General features: G+C 68.6%; 14 protein-coding genes. 11 read left to right on the top strand and 3 right to left on the bottom strand.

The features are described from left to right. Positions 1-329: 329 nt before the first annotated feature. Together pknB and E3O48_RS02440 are read right to left on the bottom strand one after the other, a co-directional pair. Positions 330-2,285 carry a Stk1 family PASTA domain-containing Ser/Thr kinase gene (gene pknB, locus E3O48_RS02445; RefSeq protein ID WP_134508485.1) on the bottom strand — a complete coding sequence of 652 codons (1,956 nt, stop codon included), beginning with the start codon at positions 2,283-2,285 and terminating at the stop codon, positions 330-332. 83 nt (positions 2,286-2,368) lie between these two features. Beyond that, on the bottom strand, positions 2,369-3,574 hold the full coding sequence (locus tag E3O48_RS02440; RefSeq protein WP_370248945.1) for a LysM peptidoglycan-binding domain-containing protein: 1,206 nt from the start codon (positions 3,572-3,574) through the stop codon (positions 2,369-2,371). A 269-nt stretch (positions 3,575-3,843) separates the two neighbouring features. Between E3O48_RS02440 and E3O48_RS02435 the strand changes: the two genes are divergently transcribed. Further along, positions 3,844-4,188: an Rv2175c family DNA-binding protein gene (locus E3O48_RS02435; protein ID WP_134537174.1), complete on the top strand. Its 345-nt coding sequence runs from the start codon at positions 3,844-3,846 to the stop codon at positions 4,186-4,188. A 55-nt stretch (positions 4,189-4,243) separates the two neighbouring features. Here the strand turns inward: E3O48_RS02435 and E3O48_RS02430 are convergent, their stop codons facing one another. Beyond that, the gene (locus tag E3O48_RS02430; RefSeq protein WP_134537173.1) at positions 4,244-5,362 is read right to left on the bottom strand and encodes a polyprenyl synthetase family protein; all 1,119 of its coding nucleotides are present in this window, start codon (positions 5,360-5,362) and stop codon (positions 4,244-4,246) included. 70 nt (positions 5,363-5,432) lie between these two features. Between E3O48_RS02430 and E3O48_RS02425 the strand changes: the two genes are divergently transcribed. The 10 genes from E3O48_RS02425 (at position 5,433) to ftsW (ending at position 16,860) form a co-directional block, all read left to right on the top strand. Further along, positions 5,433-5,810, top strand: coding sequence for a DUF3040 domain-containing protein (locus E3O48_RS02425; protein ID WP_134508477.1), 378 nt, complete (start codon positions 5,433-5,435; stop codon positions 5,808-5,810). A gap of 257 nt (positions 5,811-6,067) precedes the next feature. Further along, on the top strand, positions 6,068-6,499 hold the full coding sequence (gene mraZ / locus E3O48_RS02420) for a division/cell wall cluster transcriptional repressor MraZ (RefSeq protein ID WP_134508475.1): 432 nt from the start codon (positions 6,068-6,070) through the stop codon (positions 6,497-6,499). 100 nt (positions 6,500-6,599) lie between these two features. Beyond that, on the top strand, positions 6,600-7,553 hold the full coding sequence (rsmH, locus tag E3O48_RS02415; protein WP_134508473.1) for a 16S rRNA (cytosine(1402)-N(4))-methyltransferase RsmH: 954 nt from the start codon (positions 6,600-6,602) through the stop codon (positions 7,551-7,553). After that, positions 7,550-8,179, top strand: a complete 630-nt coding sequence (locus tag E3O48_RS02410) for a hypothetical protein (RefSeq protein ID WP_174774738.1) — start codon at positions 7,550-7,552, stop codon at positions 8,177-8,179. Before rsmH ends, E3O48_RS02410 begins: the two co-directional genes overlap by 4 nt. A 77-nt stretch (positions 8,180-8,256) precedes the next feature. Continuing rightward, positions 8,257-10,035 (top strand): penicillin-binding protein 2, encoded by a 1,779-nt coding sequence (locus E3O48_RS02405; RefSeq protein ID WP_241982366.1) that lies wholly within the window; start codon positions 8,257-8,259, stop codon positions 10,033-10,035. Between the two features lie 13 nt (positions 10,036-10,048). Further along, complete coding sequence (locus tag E3O48_RS17930) at positions 10,049-11,593, top strand: Mur ligase family protein (RefSeq protein ID WP_134508471.1); 1,545 nt, start codon at positions 10,049-10,051, stop codon at positions 11,591-11,593. Then, a complete protein-coding gene (murF, locus tag E3O48_RS17925; RefSeq protein ID WP_134508469.1) occupies positions 11,594-13,006 on the top strand; it encodes a UDP-N-acetylmuramoyl-tripeptide--D-alanyl-D-alanine ligase in 1,413 nt (470 codons plus the stop codon). Further along, positions 13,003-14,103 carry a phospho-N-acetylmuramoyl-pentapeptide-transferase gene (gene mraY, locus E3O48_RS02390; RefSeq protein WP_134508467.1) on the top strand — a complete coding sequence of 367 codons (1,101 nt, stop codon included), beginning with the start codon at positions 13,003-13,005 and terminating at the stop codon, positions 14,101-14,103. Before murF ends, mraY begins: the two co-directional genes overlap by 4 nt. Further along, complete coding sequence (gene murD, locus E3O48_RS02385) at positions 14,100-15,647, top strand: UDP-N-acetylmuramoyl-L-alanine--D-glutamate ligase (RefSeq protein WP_134508465.1); 1,548 nt, start codon at positions 14,100-14,102, stop codon at positions 15,645-15,647. Before mraY ends, murD begins: the two co-directional genes overlap by 4 nt. Then, positions 15,616-16,860 (top strand): putative lipid II flippase FtsW, encoded by a 1,245-nt coding sequence (gene ftsW, locus E3O48_RS02380; protein WP_241974720.1) that lies wholly within the window; start codon positions 15,616-15,618, stop codon positions 16,858-16,860. Before murD ends, ftsW begins: the two co-directional genes overlap by 32 nt. Positions 16,861-16,865: the final 5 nt, after the last annotated feature.

The following is a 16,865-nucleotide window of genomic DNA, read 5'->3' as shown; positions in this document are numbered from 1 at the left end:
TTCAGCTGTGGATAGGCCAACCCTCCAAGGTCGGTAACCCACGTATATCTGAACGGAGGCCCCAGCCTCAAGAGCCGGACACCCTCATATCGTCTAGCGCGCGGCGCGCGCGTCTCGCCCGTCGAATTCGACGGAGATTTTTCGGAATATCGATGTTCCGGCTCTGAAAACGACTGTTCAGAGCAAAATGTCCGTCGAATTCGACAGGACGAGCGTGCGTGTCCACAAGCGACGGATGCCGTCGGCCGGCTCGGGGGAGCAACCCGAGTCACCCGGTCACACTGAGCAGGCGAGCTTACTGGCCTGAGGCAGGGGTGCGCGTCAGGTCGTTACCCGAACGGGTTGGTCGGCTTGAGGGCGATCGTGCTGCCCTTGGGGGCGGACGTGCCAGCGGCGGGATCGGTGGATGCGACCCGGATCAGGGATGAGTAGACCGGGGAGTCCGCGCCGGGGTTGTAGCTGAGCTTAAAGCCGAGGTCCGTGAGGGCCTTCTTGCCTTCGTTCCAAGGCATGTCGATGACATTCGGAACCACGACGGGCTCCGGCCCGCGGGATGTCGTGAGGCTGAAGGTGTCGCCGACGCGCACGGGGCCGTCGCCCGCGGCGGAGGCCTTGATCACGTTGCCCTCCGGCACCGTGTCGCTGTAGGTCTGTTCGCCGGGCGTGGTCACCAGGCCCTTTTCCTTGAGGATGGCGGTGGCGTCGTCGACCGATTTGCCCGCGACGTCCGGGATCCCGCCGAGCGAGACGACCAGGTTCACCTTCATGCCCTCGAAGTAGCCGCCGCCCTGGGACACGTCGCCCGCGTCGCTCTCCCGGCTGGCGGAGATGACGGTGCCGGCGGCAACGTCGCCGTCGAAGACCGAGTCGGTGGCGCCGACGGATGCCTTCAGATCGGTGATCGCGGTGGTGGCGGCCTCCGTGGACAGGCCGGCCAGCACCGGCAACGTGATCGGCTGGGGTCCCTGGGACACCCGGAGCGTGACCGTGCTGCCCTTGGCGACCCGCGCTGAGGCGCCGGGGTCGGTGCTCGCGACGAGCCCGGCCGCGATCGTGCCGCTGTACTGGGTGCCGAGTTTGGCCTCGAGGCCCAGTTCGGTGAGCTGGCCGGCCGCGTCTTCCGGCGACGCCGAGACGAGCTGCGGAACGGCGATGAGCGAGCCGGGCCCCGAACCGAAGTACCAGCCGGTGCCGCCGGCCAGAGCGGCGAGCAGCATGACCAGCGCGAACAGCCAGTAACCCTTGCGTTTGCGCTTGCGCGCCTTGTCGGTGAGCCGCGCCGCGTTGTCGGGCTTCGCGGGCGGCGTCGGCGTCCGGGGCTTGGTCGCCGTGGCGAGGGGCCTCGCGCCGAGGATCTGGGTCTCCGCGTCGGCGGCGGCGCTCGGCAGCCCGGTGGCGAGGATCATCGTGGGCTGGAGCGCGGTCTCGTCGGCGGAGGACGCACGCACGGTCTTGTCGACGTCCTGCAGCTGGTCGAGCATCACCCTGGCATCCCGCGGGCGGTTCTCCGGGTCGCGGGCCGTGGCCCAGCTGACGAGCTCGTCGAGCTCGGGCGGGATCGTCGCCACCCGGGTGCTCGGCATCGGCACCGTGTCATTCGCATGCTGGTACGCGATCTGCATGGGAGCCTCGCCGACGTAGGGCTGCTCGCCGGTGAGCATCTCGTAGGTCATGATGCCGAGCGCGTAGATGTCGCTGCGCGCGTCGGCGATCCCGCGGGTCACGAGCTCGGGGGAGAGGTAGGCGATCGTGCCGAGCAGGGCCTGGCCGGTGGCGGTGTTGTTGTTGACCGCGCGGGCGAGGCCGAAGTCGCCGATCTTGATCCGGCCGTCGTCGGCGAGCAGCACGTTCTCCGGCTTCAGGTCGCGGTGCACGATCCCGGCCTTGTGCGCCGCGGCGAGCCCGGACAGCACGGCCTCGAGGATGTCCATGGTCTGCTCGCTCGTGAGCCTGCCGTAGTCCTTGAGCAGGTCGCGCAGCGTGATGCCCGGCAGGTACTCCATCACCAGGTAGGCCATGTCGGCATCCTGCCCCTGGTCGTACACGTTGACGACGTTCGGGTGGGCCAACCGGGCGGCGGAGCGGGCCTCCTGCACGAACCGCGCCTTGAAGGCGTTGTCGTCGGCAAGGTGGCCGTGCATGATCTTGATCGCGACCCGGCGTTCGAGGCGCAGGTCAGTGGCGAGGTAGACGGTGGCCATGCCGCCGCGGGCGATCCGCGAGCGCACCTGATAGCGGCCGTCAATCAAACGGCCGATCATCGGATCGGCAGGGGTATCGCTCACCAGTCGAGTCTAGGGAAGGATGCGGCGTTCACCGGTGCAGGACACCCGCAACTCGGGGGATTGGCGGGGAAGTCGGGTGCAGGTCAGCCCAGTTCAGGCAGCCACGCCCTGGCGGATGTCTCCCACTTGGCGTAGTAGTCGGGGAACGCGGAGATCTGCACGGCCTGCGCCGCCTGGGTCACCGTCATCGCCTCCCAGCCGGGAATGTCGAGCAGACCTCGGGTGACCCCGCGGTTGGGGTTGCCGGTTCCGCCGAAGAAGGCCTGGCTGGCGCGCAGCGGATCCATGACCTGCTCGTCCGATCCCCAGCCCGCGCTCGGCCGCTGCTGGAACAGGCCGAGCGAGTCCCGGTCGCCGTGTCGCACGTTGCGCAACCCGGATTCCTGGGCGGCGGCGGCCAGCGCGATGACGAGGCCGGCGTCGCCGACGCCGGCGGCACGCCCGGCGGAGACGATGATTCGCGCGTTCTGGCGCATCTCATCGGTCAGCGGCGTGACGACGCCGACGGTGGCGGTCGGCTCGGGGCGGACGGGATCCGCGGCCGGAGCGGCCGGCGCGGACGCGACCGACGACACCTGCTCGATGGCGAGTGACGGCACCGCCAGCACCTGGCCCGGGTAGATGATGCTGGACCAGCCGAGCCCGTTGGCGTCGAGCACCGCCTGCACGGAGACCCCGGCCGCTGCCGCGATGGCCCCGATGGTGTCCCCGGCGACGATGGTGTGCGTGCCGGCCGGGGGAGCCAGGGCAGGCTGAGGCGCCGGTGCGGCGGCGGGTGCCGCTGCCGGCGCGGCCGCGCCGGGCAGCACGATGGCCTGGCCGGGAAAGATGATGCTGCCACGGTCGAGGCCGTTCGCGCTGAGGATGTCGCCCGCCGACAGGCCGTGGGCGGCCGCGATGCCGCTGATGGTGTCACCGGCCACGATCGTGTAGCGGGCGATCTCGGCGGCGACCGGGGTGGGCGCGGCGGCGACCGGTGCGGCCTGCCCGGCCAGGGTGAGGGTCTGGCCGGGGAAGATCACGGCGGACCAGCCGAGGCCGTTCAAGGCGAGCACGGATGCCGTCGACAGGCCGAACCGGCCGGCCACCGCGCTGACGGTGTCACCCTCGACCACCGTGTACTGGGTGGGCGGCGCCTCGCCGGATGCGCGGGTGACCTGGCCGCGGACGGCGGTCGCCGGGACCGCGCCCGGCAGGTTGCTCCGGCTCTTCAGCGGCTTCTTCGCAATCGTCGCGGCATCCGCCGGTGAGGCCAGGTTCAGGGTGATCGCGATGGTGCTGATGATCACCAGGGGGATCGTGGCCAGGCGTCCGAACGAACGGCGTTCCCCGGACCGGCCGGTGCTGTGCCGACCACCATCCGCCGGCGGCCCTGTCTGTGTCCCGATTTTGCTGGCTTTTGCCGACATGGCGTTCCCCGTTCCGATTGCATACAACGACCAACGCTGACACAGATGATTAAGAGAGTCAACCAGCGTGCCCCCTGTTATAGGCGTCAACACGCGGGAAAGCGGACGGGGGGTTTGTCGAGGTCCGGGAATCATGGAATGCTGGTGAAGTGACCGAATCGTCTTCAGATCCGCAGTGGCTGTCCATCCCCGATCTCGTCCAACTCCTCGGCGTCAGCCAGAGCAGGGTTCGCCAGCTGATCGACGACAAGCAGCTGCTGGCCGTGCGTCGCGCCGGCGGCCCGCTGCAGGTCCCGGTCCAGTTCATCAGAGACGGCGCCCCCGTTCCGGAGCTGCGCGGCACCCTGATCGTGCTCGCGGACGACGGCTTCACCGACGAGCAGGCGATGGACTGGCTGCTCGAGGTCGACAACAGTCTGGGCGTTCCGCCTATCGTCGCGCTGCTGGCCGGCCGCAAGGCCGAAGTGCGTCGCGTGGCCCAGGCCCTCGCCTAGGCACCACGCTCTTCCGGCAGACCGCCGGCTTCCGGCAGACCGCCGGTCCTGGACCCTAGAAGACCCTCCGGGTCACGGTTTCGGCGAGGATGCCGAGCTGCGCGGTGATCTCGGCACCGATCGGCGACCCGGCCAGCGCGGCCAGCGCCTCGGCCACGTGTGACTGGATCAGGTCCTCGACGCGGAGCACGGCCCCGCTGTCGAGGATCAGCCCCTGCAGGCCGGTGATCTGCTCCGCCGTCAGCGCGGGGTCGCCGAGCAGCGTGTCGAGCAGGTTCCGGTCGTCCTCGGCCAGTGCCTGCCGAGCCAGGGCCACCAGCACGGTGCGCTTGCCCTCGCGCAGGTCGTCGCCACTGGGCTTGCCCGTCACCGACGCGTCGCCGTAGACGCCCAGGAGGTCGTCCCGCAACTGGTAGGCGATGCCGAGCGGCAGCCCGAAGGCCCGGAGCGCGTCGAGGTGCTCCACGCCGGCGCCGCCCACGGCGGCACCGATCACGAGCGGCGCCTGCACGCTGTACTTCGCCGACTTGAAGACGATCACCCGCATCGCCCGGTCGAGCAACTCAGACTCCGGCTGGGTGAGCCAGGCCCGCTCCTCCAGGATGTCCAGGTACTGCCCCGCCGTCACCTCGGTGCGCATCCGGTTGAATTCCGCCCTCGCGGCCTGGGCCGAGGCCCGCGCCACGCCGGCCAGCCCCTCGTCGAGGAGCTCGTCGCTCCAGCCGAGCAGGAGGTCTCCGAGCAGGATCGCCGCGGCCTGGCCGAAGTCCTCGCGGCTGCCGGCCCAGCCGCTCGACGCATGCATCGCCTCGAAGAGCCGGTGGGCGGATGCCTTGCCTCGCCGCGTGTCCGACTTGTCGATGATGTCGTCGTGAACGAGCGCCGCCGCATGGAAGATCTCGAGCGCTGCGGCGACGGCGACCACCGGGAACAACCGCGCCAGGGGGTCCTCGGCGGCCGCCGGTTCGGCGGAGGACCGGGCACCCTCGACGCTCTTCCAGCCCCAGTAACAGAAGAGGGCCCGGAAGCGCTTGCCACCGCTGAGAAATTGCCGTGAGAAGTCCACCAGCGGCGTAAGATCCGGGCTGATAGTAGTCACAATTGGTTGACGGGTTTCGATGAATTCGTCGATCCGAGAATGAACCAGTTCGACCAGTTGATTGCTTTCAGCCACGTGCCTAGCCTAGCCATCACAGCGGGGTTAGAATTGGGAGCCAGGCGCCGGTCCAAGTAGGAGGAATGAGATGCCGCTTTCGGAACAAGAGCAGCGACTCCTCGAAGAAATGGAGCGCGGTCTGTACCACAATGACGCCGACTTCGTGTCGACCGTCGGCGGTTCACCGCTCCGACCCAATTACCGCTCCATCGCCATCGGCGTCCTTGCCGCAGTCGCCGGCATCGGCGGGTTGATCGCCGGTGTGGCCGTTCAGCAACTCTGGATCGGCATCCTCGGATTCATCGTCATGTTCGCCGGTGTGCTCATCGCGACCACGCCCGGCAAGTCCGCTCGCCGGATGGGTGCCCCGCCCCTTCGTCGCCCCGCCCAGCAGCGGGCCGCCGACAAGGGCTTCATGGACCGGCTCAACGAACGCTGGGATCGTCGCCAGGACGGCCAGCAGTAAAGCAGTGAGACTTCCGTAGCACCACCCGCACGCGCGTTTTTCCCGAGAATGTGGGCCGATCATCCGATCGGCCCTTTTTTTGTGCCCGGAATCGCGGGTTTCGGCCACTTGCATGGATTTTCCCTCCACTGGCGGTTCCCAGTCATAGTGGGGGTCGTGCGGCAAAAAACCCCGAAAGGGGGTGTATTTTTATTGTTTGGTGGAGCGAAGTGGAGTAAAGTGGAGTAACACCTGAACCTGGCCGGAAGGGGTGATGAATGTTCCTCGGGACCTATGCCCCCAAGCTCGACGAAAAAGGACGCGTCATCCTTCCCGCGAAGTTTCGCGACGAGTTGTCGCCGGGGATCGTCATGACCCGTGGCCAGGAGAACTGCCTCTACGTCTTCACGACCCGCGAGTTCGAGGCGTTCGCCGAGAAGATCGGCCAGGCCCCGCTCACCGACAAGGCAGCCCGCAGCTATGCGCGGATGACCCTGTCCGGTGCCAGCGCCGAGATGCCGGACAAGCAGAACCGGGTGACCATCCCGGCCAACCTGCGCAGCTACGCAGGCCTGGACCGTGACCTCACCGTCATAGGCGCCGGCACCCGGGTCGAGATCTGGGACAGCGCGGCGTGGGACAGCTACCTCGCCGAACAGGAAACCTCATTCGCAAACACTTCGGAGGAGGTGATTCCGGGACTCATCTAGTACCTGGCGCCTGACTCCCAGCCGTTCTCCCTGACACACTTCCCCGGTGCCAGGAAGGAATGGATGGGGATCAGGAACCAGGAACTACTCCCGGGACTATATGGCCATCAACGACATCCACACCCCCGTCATGCTCGACCGTTGCGTCGAACTGCTCGCACCCGCGCTGGAACAGCCCGGCGCGGTTCTCGTCGATGCCACCCTCGGCATGGCAGGGCACGCGGAGGCCATCCTCCAGCGTTTCCCGAACCTCGTCCTGGTCGGCCTCGACCGGGACCTCGAGGCCCTCGCGATCGCCGAGGAGCGGCTCAAGCCGTTCCGCGACCGCGTTCACCTGGTGCACACCGTCTACGACGGCATCCGCGAGGCGCTCGACGGCCTCGGCATCCGCGAGGTGAACGGTATCCTCTTCGACCTCGGCGTCTCGTCACTGCAGCTCGACCGGGTGGAGCGCGGGTTCTCCTACTCGAAGGACGCGCCGCTGGACATGCGGATGGACAACACCAGCGAGCTCACCGCCGAACGCATCCTCGCCAGCTACAGCGAAGCCGACCTGCGGCGCATCTTCCACGACTACGGCGAAGAGAAGCTCGCCGCCCGCTACGCGAAGGCCATCGTCGAGGCTCGAGCCACAACGCCGTTCACCCGGTCGGCCCAGCTGGTCCAGGTGATCACCGCGGTCACCCCCGTGGCGGTGCAGCGCACCGGGCACCCGGCGAAGCGGGTCTTCCAGGCGCTCCGGATCGAGGTCAACCAGGAACTGGCCGTTCTCGAACGGGCCATCCCGGCCGCCCTCGAAGCGGTCGCCGTCGGCGGCCGGATCGTCGTCATGGCCTACCAGTCGCTCGAGGACCGCATCGTCAAGAAGCTGCTTGCCGGCGCGTCAGGCTCAACGGCCCCCGCCGGGCTGCCGATCGAGCTGCCCGAACACAAACCCCTGTTCAAATTGCTCATCAGAGGCGCGGAACTGGCCTCCGAAGAGGAAAAAGCGAGTAATCCGCGCGCGACGTCAGTCCGACTTCGCGCCGCCGAGCGACTGAGGAGAGCCGCATGAGTGACAATCTCGCACGCGTCCTGCGACCGAACTGGGACAACACGCCCGACCAGGTCCAGGCGCCCGACACCCCCGACCAGGTCCAGGCGCCCGACACCCGCCACATCGAAATCGTCTCCACCCGCAGCCAGCGCCGGGCCAGGCCCCGGATTGTCTACGCGCTCTCCGCCGTGGCAGGGATGGCGACCATCGTCATCGTCCAGCTGCTGCTCAGCGTGGGGATCTCCCAGGGTGCCTACGAGGTGTCCCGGCTGCAGGCCAGCCAGGTCGAGCTGGGCCGCACCGCCGAGAGCGTGACCGAGGACCTCGTGCGGATCTCCTCTCCGCAGAGCCTCGCCGCCAACGCCGAGGCGCTGGGCATGGTCAGCAACTCGAACCCCGTCTACCTCCGCCTGTCCGACGGCGCCGTGCTCGGGGCGCCGGCTTCGGCCACCGGAAGTCAGGGCGGCTCGGCGAGTCTCGTGCCGAATGCGCTGCTCGCCGGCGTACCTTTGGTCACGCAGCTGCCGCAGGGCACCGGCCAGGGCGCCAGCGTCGGCGGTGTCGCGGCAGAGCCCTCGGCGAAGGTCGCGGACGTCGCGCCGAAGACGGCGCCGAACGGCATCCCGACCCCCGCAACCCGTTAGTCCGGCACCAGCAAGCACAGCACCCGCAAGCACAGCACCCGCCAACCCCGTGGCCCGGCCACAGTAAGGATCAGACGGTGGCGACTAACACCCGGTCAAGCAGGCGCCGCATCGCGGGAACGATCGTGCTCCTGTTCGCGATCATCGCCCTGTTCGTGGTCAAGCTCGTCGACATCCAGATCGTGCAGGCCGACACCCTGAACGCGGAATCGCTGGGCAACCGGTCGGTCGAACAACCCGTCTACGGTTCGCGCGGGGACATCCTCGACGCCAACGGCGTCGTGCTGGCCGGAACGGTGATGCGGTACAACATCACCCTGTCGCCGCGCAACGCCGCCGAGTTCACCCGCACGACCGAAGCCGGCGAGGTCACCGTGACTGTGGCGCAGGCGTCGGCAGAGGTCGGTGCGCTCACGGGCAAGACCGGGGACTCCATCCTCCAGATCATCTCCGGCGCCCTCGCCAAGGACAAGAGCTCGGACTACGCGTTCGTGGCCAAGGCCGTGGCCGTGGACGTCTTCCGGGCGGTCGACAAGCTCGAGATCCCGTGGATCTACTTTGAGAAGAACCCGAGCCGGGTCTACCCGGACGGCGCCGTCGCCGGCAACCTGGTCGGCTTCGTCTCGTCGGGGGGAGAGGCGCAGGCGGGCCTCGAACTCGGCCAGGATTCCTGCCTGGCCAGCACGAACGGCACGGAAACCTATGAGAAGGGCGCGGACGGGGTGCGCCTGCCGCAGAGCACCGTCACCACCAGCCAGGCCCGGAACGGCGGCGACGTCGTCACCACCATCGACTCCGACCTGCAGTGGTACGTGCAGCAGGTCCTCGCCAAGCAGGCGCAGGCCACCGGCGCGGCCTGGGGAACCGTCGTCGTGCAGGAGGTGAAGACCGGCAAGCTCGTCGCCGTCGCCGACTACCCGTCGGTCGACCCCAACAACGTGAACGGCACCGAGAATCCGAAGGACCGCGGCTCCCGGGCGTTCGCCGAATCGTTCGAACCCGGCTCGACCTTCAAAGCGCTCACCGCGGCATCCGTGCTCGACGCCGGCCTCGCCACCCCCGGCAGCAAGATCGTGGCGCCCTACCGCTACCTCCCGCCGAACGGGGCCAACGTCAACGACAGCTCCGGCCACGCCGACCTCAACCTGACCCTGACCGGTGTGCTGATCGAATCCTCCAACACCGGGATGTCGAAGTTCGGCGAGCTGCTCAGCGACCAGCAGCGCTACGACTACATGACCAGGTTCGGCCTGGGAAAGGCCACCGAGGCGCAGTTTCCCGCCGAAGACAGCGGCATCCTGCACGCCTTCGAGAACTGGGACAACCAGACCAAGTACGCCACCATGTTCGGCCAGGGCCTGACCACCACCGCGCTGCAGGTTTCCAGCATCTACCAGGCCATCGGCAACAACGGCGTGCGGCTTCCCGTTCAGCTCGTCGAGGGGTGCCGGCACGCCGACGGCACCATGACCGAGGTGCCGGCCACGGCAGGCAGCCAGGTCGTTTCGGCCTCGGCCGCCCGCGACACGGCCGACATGCTCGAAATGGTCTACCAGAAGGGCTGGCTGGCCGCGAAGTGGAACATCCCCGGCTACCGGGTAGCCGCCAAGACCGGCACCGCGCAGATGCCGGACGGCCACGGAGGCTACACCCACGGCTACCTGGTTTCCGTTTCCGGCTTCGCGCCGGCCGACGATCCTGAGTACGTCGTTTCGGTCAGTCTCGCGGATCCTGTTAAACTGAACTCTTCTGCAGCATCTGCTCCGGTCTTCCAAGAGGTCATGAGCCAGGTGCTGAAGAAGTACCGGGCAGTCCCATCGGGCGCCGCCGCGCCTGCGCTTCCCGGTACCTGGTAAGAAAGCGAGCCCCGTGACCGAATTGGCACCCTCGGCTCTCCGTCCTCAGCATCCGGTCCCGCGATCGTTGTCGGGCCTGGTCGATGAATTTGAACTGTTCCTGCGCGGAGACATCGATGGCTTAGAGGTGACCGGTGTGAGCCTGAGCTCACGCACGGTCCAACCCGGAGACCTGTACGTCGGAGTACCCGGACGCGCCAGCCATGGCGCAGCCTTCGCGGCAGCGGCCAGGGAGGCGGGCGCCGTGGCCATCCTGACCGACGAGGCCGGGGCGCTCCTCGCCGCCGGCAGCGGCCTGCCCATCCTGGTGACCCCGGATGCCCGCGCCGCCCTCGGCGCCGTCGCCGCCTGGATCTACCGCACCGACGAGAACCCGGCCACCCTGTTCGCCGTCACCGGCACCAACGGAAAGACCAGCGTCGTCTACCTGCTCTTCGCGATCCTCACCCAGTTGGGCGTCGTCTCCGGGCTCACCTCGACCGCGGAGCGCCGGATCGGCGATCTGGCCGTCGTCAGCGCCCTGACCACCCCGGAGGCCACCGAGCTGCACGCCCTGCTGGCGCGCATGCGCGAGGCCGAGGTGCGGGCCGTCGCCATCGAGGTGTCCGCCCAGGCGCTGACCCGTCACCGGGTCGACGGCCTCGTCTTCGACGTCGCCGGCTTCACGAACCTCAGCCACGACCACCTCGACGACTACGCCGGCCTGGACGAGTACTTCCAGGCCAAGCTCGAGCTGTTCCAGCCCGACCGTTCCCGCCGCGGCGTGGTCACGGTCGACTCGGATTGGGGCCGCCGCATCGTCGACGAATGCCGCATCCCGGTCACCACCCTGAGCAGCCGGCCCGACGTCGAAGCCGACTGGCACATGACCATCGTGTCCGAGAGCGCCCTCTACACGGAGTTCGTGCTCGAAGGTCCGGAGGGCCGTCGCCTGCAGACGAGGGTGCCCCTGCTCGGCTGGTTCATGGCCGCCAACGCGGCCCTGGCCATCCTGCTGCTGGTGGAATCCGGCTACGACCTCGAGGCGATCGCGCACACCCTGGAACGTGACGGCGGAATCGACGTGTACATCCCGGGCCGTGCCGAACGGATCTCCGGCGACCGCGGCCCGCTCGTCTACATCGACTACGGCCACAGCCCCGACGCCTTCCTCAACACCCTCGCCGCGATCCGCAAGTTCACTCCCGGCCGCGTGATCATGGTCTTCGGCGCCGACGGCGACCGCGACACCACGAAACGGGCCGACATGGGCGCCATCGCGGCCCGGGGCGCCGACGTCGTCGTCGTCACCGACTTCCACCCCCGGTTCGAGGACCCGGCCGCGATCCGCGCCACTCTGCTCGCCGCAGCCAGGGAAGCCGTGCCGACCGGCGAGTTCTATGAGGTCGCCGATCCGCACACTGCCTTCCGGAAGGCGCTCTCCCTCGCCGAAGAGGGCGACGCGATCCTCTACGCGGGACCGGGCCACGAGAACTACCACGAGGTCGCCGGCGTCAAGATCCCGTATTCCGCCCGGGACGACTCCCGGCTGGCCCTCCGCGAAGCGGGGTGGTTGTAAGTGATCGCGCTCAGCCTTCGCGAAATCGCCCAGGCGGTCGGCGGCGAACTGCACCTCGACGGCAGCACGCTCACTCCCGAATCGCGCATCGACGGCGCCGTCAACACCGACTCCCGCGAGATCGGACCTGGCGCCGTCTTCGTGGCGAAGCCCGGTGACGTCACCGACGGGCATCTGTTCGCGCCGACCGCCCTCGAGCGCGGCGCCGTGCTCCTGATCGTCGAGCGCCGGCTCGACCTGCCCGTCGCCCAGATCGTGGTCCCGGATGCGGTCACCGCCCTCGGCGACCTTGCCACCGAGGTCGTGTCCCGGGTCAGGGCCGCCGGTCCACTGAAGATCATCGGCATCACCGGTTCCAACGGCAAGACCACGACCAAGAACCTGCTCAAGGCCGTGCTCGAACGGGTGGGCCCCACCGTCGCCGCCCGGGAATCCTTCAACAACGAGGTCGGCGCGCCGCTGACCATGCTCGGACTGACCCTGGAGACCCGCTTCCTGGTCGCCGAAATGGGCGCCAGTGCCGTCGGGGAAATCGCCCGGCTCATCCGGATGGCCCGGCCCGACATCGGGATCGTGCTCAAGGTGGGCCTCGCCCACGCCGGCGAGTTCGGCGGCATCGACGCGACCGTCCGGGCCAAGACCGAGATGGTCACCGACCTGCTCGAGACGGACGTCGCCGTGCTCAACGCCGACGACCCTCGGGTGGCTGGGATGGCCGGGGCGACCCGGGCCCGGATCGCCTGGTTCGGGCAGAACGGAACCGAGGGTGTGCGGGCGACCGACGTCGTCGCCTCCGCCACCGGCACGACCTTCCAGCTGCACCTGGCCTCGGGGGAGACCCGCCCGGTGGCGTTCCGGGTGCTCGGCGAGCACCACGTGATGAACGCGCTGGCCGCCGCGACCGCCGCCGAGCTGCTCGGCGTGGACATCGACGTGATCGTGTCCGCCCTCGAATCCGTGCACACCGCCGAGCGCTGGCGGATGGAGGTGATGGGAGGCCGCGACGGCGTGACCGTCATCAACGACGCCTACAACGCGAGCCCGGACTCGATGACCGCCGCGCTGAAGACGCTCGCTCAGATCCGCCGGCCGGGCCAGCGAACCATCGCCGTCCTCGGCGAGATGAGCGAGCTCGGCGACCTGGCGGGGGAGGAGCACGACCGGGTGGGACTCCTCGCCGTGCGCCTGAACATCTCGCAGCTCATCGTGGTCGGGCGGGCCGCCCGCCGCATGCACATCAGTACGATCAATGAAGGATCCTGGGACGGTGAATCGGCTTTCGTCGAGACACCCGACGAAGCCTTCGACCTGCTCCGATCAACGGTGCGGCCAGGGGACACGGTGCTGGTCAAGTCCTCGAATTCGGCCGGCCTGCGATTCCTCGGCGACCGACTAGGAGAGTACTTCTCGTGATTGCACTACTGAGCGCCGGGGCCTTGTCGCTCGTCTTCACCCTGGCCTTCACCCCGCTGTTCATCCGGCTGTTCAAGAAGCTCGGCTGGGGCCAGTTCATCCGCGACGACGGTCCGCAGAGCCACCACGCCAAGCGGGGCACCGCCACCATGGGTGGCATCATCATCATCATCGGCACGCTGGTCAGCTACTTCCTGGCCATGTTCATCGCCCAGCGGGCGATCCCGGCTTCCCCCCTGCTCGTGCTGTTCATGATGGTCGGCCTCGGACTGGTCGGCTTCGTCGATGACTTCCTCAAGACTCGCAACCAGCGCAGCCTCGGGCTCGGCGGCTGGGCGAAGGTGGTCGGGCAGGTCCTGGTCGCCGGCACCTTCGGCTACCTCTCCCTGCAGTTCCCCAACCGGCACGGCCTGACTCCGGCCTCGACCCAGATCTCCTTCATCCGGGACCTGCCGCTGGACTTCATGAAGCTCGGCACCGTGATCGGGATCGCCGTCTTCATCGTCTGGATCTGCCTGATCGTCGCCGCCACCTCGAACGGGGTCAACGTGACCGACGGCCTCGACGGCCTCGCTACCGGCTCCTCGATCCTCGCGATCGGCGCCTTCATCGTCATCGGGTTCTGGCAGTCCAACCAGGCAAGGTTCGGTGGGGCGGATATCGGCGACCTCTACCGGTCCTACGACACTCGCGACCCGCTCGACCTGGCCATCGTCGCGGCAGCCATCGCCGGCGGCCTGATCGGCTTCCTCTGGTGGAACACCTCCCCGGCGAAGATCTTCCTCGGCGACACCGGGTCGCTCGCGATCGGCGGCGCCCTGGCCGCCCTCGCGATCCTCAGCCGCACCGAACTCCTGCTCGTGCTGCTCGGCGGCATCTTCGTGATCGAAACCGGTTCCGTGATCGTGCAGCGCGCCTACTTCAAGGTGACCCGCGGCAAACGGATCTTCCTGATGAGCCCGATCCACCACCACTTCGAACTCAAGGGCTGGGCCGAGGTCACCGTCGTCGTGCGGTTCTGGATCATCGGCGGGCTCCTCGTCGCGGCCGGCGTCGGAACGTTCTACCTCGAGTGGCTGTCGGCGGTGCCCAATTGAGCCGTCTTGACGACCTGAGCAGCTGGCACGCCGACTGGCGCGGGCTGAGGGTCGCCGTGCTCGGGCTCGGGGTCACCGGCTTCGCCGCCGCTGACACCCTCGCCGAACTGGGCGCCGACGTTCTCGTCGTGGCCGGCCCGGTCCCCGCGAGCGGAACCCCCGCCGACCGCGCCAGGCTGATCGGCGTGATCGGCGTCCGCCTCGTGCAGGCCGACCTGTTCGCCGACCCCGACGCCGACCCCGCCGTTCTCCCCGACCTGGTTCGGCACCGACCGGAACTCCTGATCGTGTCGCCCGGGTTCCACCCCGACCACCCGCTGCTCCTCTGGGCCGCCCGGAACGGCATCCCCGTCTGGGGAGACATCGAACTGGCCTGGCGCCTGCGCGACAAGGTCGGCCCTCCGGCAGAGTGGATCCTGGTCACCGGCACGAACGGCAAGACCACGACCGTGCAGCTGACCGCCACCATGCTCGCGGCGGCGGGCCTGCGCGTCGCCCCGTGCGGCAACATCGGCGTGCCCGTGCTCGACGCCGTGCGCGACCCGCAGGGCTGGGACGTGCTCGTCGTCGAACTGTCCAGCTACCAACTGCACCATCTCCCGCACAGCGGGCCCGGCGCCCTGGTCCCGTGGGCCAGTGTCTGCCTCAACGTCGCCGACGACCACCTCGACTGGCACGGTTCGGCGGAGGCCTACCGCGCCGCCAAGGCCACCGTCTACGCGAACACCCGCGTCGCCTGCGTCTACAACAAGGCCGACGCCGCCACGATGCGGATGGTCGAAGACGCGGAGGTCCGGGAGGGCGCACGGGCGATCGGGTTCGGCCTCGGCGTGCCCGGCCCCAGCGAGGTCGGCATCGTCGACGGCATCCTCTGCGACCGCGCCTTCCACGAGGACCGTTTCGAGACCGCCCTCGAGATCACCACGGTGCCCGAGCTCCGGGCACGCGGACTGGCCGCCCACCATCTGCTCGCCGACATCCTCGCCGCGGCCGCGCTCGCCCGCTCCTTCGGCGTGCTGCCCGAGGTCATCCACGACGCCCTCGAGATATTCCACCTCGACGCGCACCGGATCGAGGTCGTCGCCGAGTCCGCCGGCATCCGCTGGATCGACGATTCGAAGGCCACCAACCCGCACGCCGCCGACGCCTCCCTCGCCGCGTTCGAATCCGTGGTCTGGCTCGTCGGCGGGCTGCTCAAGGGCGTCGACATCGACCAGCTGGTCGCCAGCCACGTGGGTCACCTTCGCGGGGCCATCATCATCGGAACCGACCGGGAGGCGCTGCGGGACGCATTCCGGCGACACGCGCCCCGGCTGCGTGTTTTCGAGATCAACGCACAGGACACTGGACAGGTGATGCCGGACGCCGTTCGACTGGCCGCCGACCTCGCCGAACTCGGCGACGTCGTGCTGCTCGCGCCTGCGGCCGCATCCATGGACCAGTTCACCGACTACGCGCAGCGCGGCCGGTTGTTCGCAGAAGCCGTACGGGAATACTTGGGAGGTGAGGCGGGTGACGAATCCGCCTCGACTCCGCCCGCTTAGGCCGGTCGCACCCCCGGCAGCGAGCGACCCGGCCGACGGTTCGTCGGCCCGAATCCACCTCGGCCGGGTGTTCAAGGCCGAGTCCGCGAGCTATTTCCTGCTGCTGGGCACGACCCTGTTCCTGGTCGTCTTCGGGCTCGTCATGGTGCTCTCCTCGTCGTCGGTCGACTCCTACCTCGAGAACAGCGGCTTCTTCGGGACGGTACTGCGCCAGGGTGGGTTCGCCCTGATCGGGGTTCCGCTCCTGCTCGTCGTCAGCCGGCTGCCGTTGAAGTTCTGGCGGCGGATCGCCTGGCCGATGCTCATGGTCTCCTGCCTGATGCAGTGCCTGGTCGTCTTCACCCCGCTCGGCATCACCGTGGCCGGGAACACCAACTGGCTCTCCCTCGGAGGAATCCAGTTCCAGCCGTCCGAGGCGATCAAACTGGCGCTCGTGATCTGGCTGGGCATGATCCTGTCCCAGAAGAAGGACAAGCTCGACGACTGGCGGCACGTGTACATCCCGGTCTTCGGCGTGGGCGGCGGCGCCGTGCTTCTCGTCATGATCGGTGGTGACCTCGGCACCGTGATGATCATGGCCGGGATCCTCTTCGGGACGCTCTTCTTCGCCGGGGTCCGGCTGCGGCTGCTGGCCGTACCGCTCGTGGTCGGGACCGTGCTGGCCCTCCTCGTCGCGGTCTCGAGCTCCAACCGGATGACCCGGATCCTCAGCTTCCTCGGCACCGGCTGCGACGCTGCCGACGGCACCATCTCCGCGGCGTGCTGGCAGCCGCTGCACGGCACCTGGGCCCTCGCCAACGGCGGCATCTTCGGCGTCGGCCTCGGCAATTCCAAGGCAAAATGGTCGTGGCTGCCCGCCGCCGACAACGACTACATCTTCGCGATCATCGGCGAGGAGCTCGGCCTGATCGGCGCCGTCGTCGTGCTGTGCATGTTCATCCTGCTCGCCTTCGCGTTCATCCGGATCATGCGCACCAGCCCCAGCCTGCAGGCCAAGGTTTCCACCGCGGCCGTCCTGGTCTGGGTGATCGGCCAGGCCATGGTCAACATCGGCGTCGTGCTGGGGGTGTTCCCCGTGCTCGGCGTGCCACTGCCGCTGGTCTCGGCCGGTGGCACCGCGCTCCTGTCGACACTGGTCGCGATCGGAATCGTGCTCTCCTTCGCCCGTGGCGACCACGAGGACGCCGGCGCCGCACCTGAAGAGAACGAGTGAGCCCC

This window comes from Cryobacterium sp. HLT2-28, from assembly GCF_004402495.1.
GTDB lineage: Bacteria > Actinomycetota > Actinomycetes > Actinomycetales > Microbacteriaceae > Cryobacterium > Cryobacterium mannosilyticum.
This window is presented reverse-complemented; position numbering and strand designations above follow the sequence as displayed.

Bases quoted from the DNA above. Each gene is read 5' to 3' on its own strand.
- E3O48_RS02410 (WP_174774738.1), top strand. From the start codon at position 7,550: ATGAGTGACAATCTCGCACGCGTCCTGCGACCGAACTGGGACAACACG.
- rsmH (WP_134508473.1), top strand. From the start codon at position 6,600: ATGGCCATCAACGACATCCACACCCCCGTCATGCTCGACCGTTGCGTC.
- E3O48_RS02425 (WP_134508477.1), top strand. From the start codon at position 5,433: ATGCCGCTTTCGGAACAAGAGCAGCGACTCCTCGAAGAAATGGAGCGC.
- mraZ (WP_134508475.1), top strand. From the start codon at position 6,068: ATGTTCCTCGGGACCTATGCCCCCAAGCTCGACGAAAAAGGACGCGTC.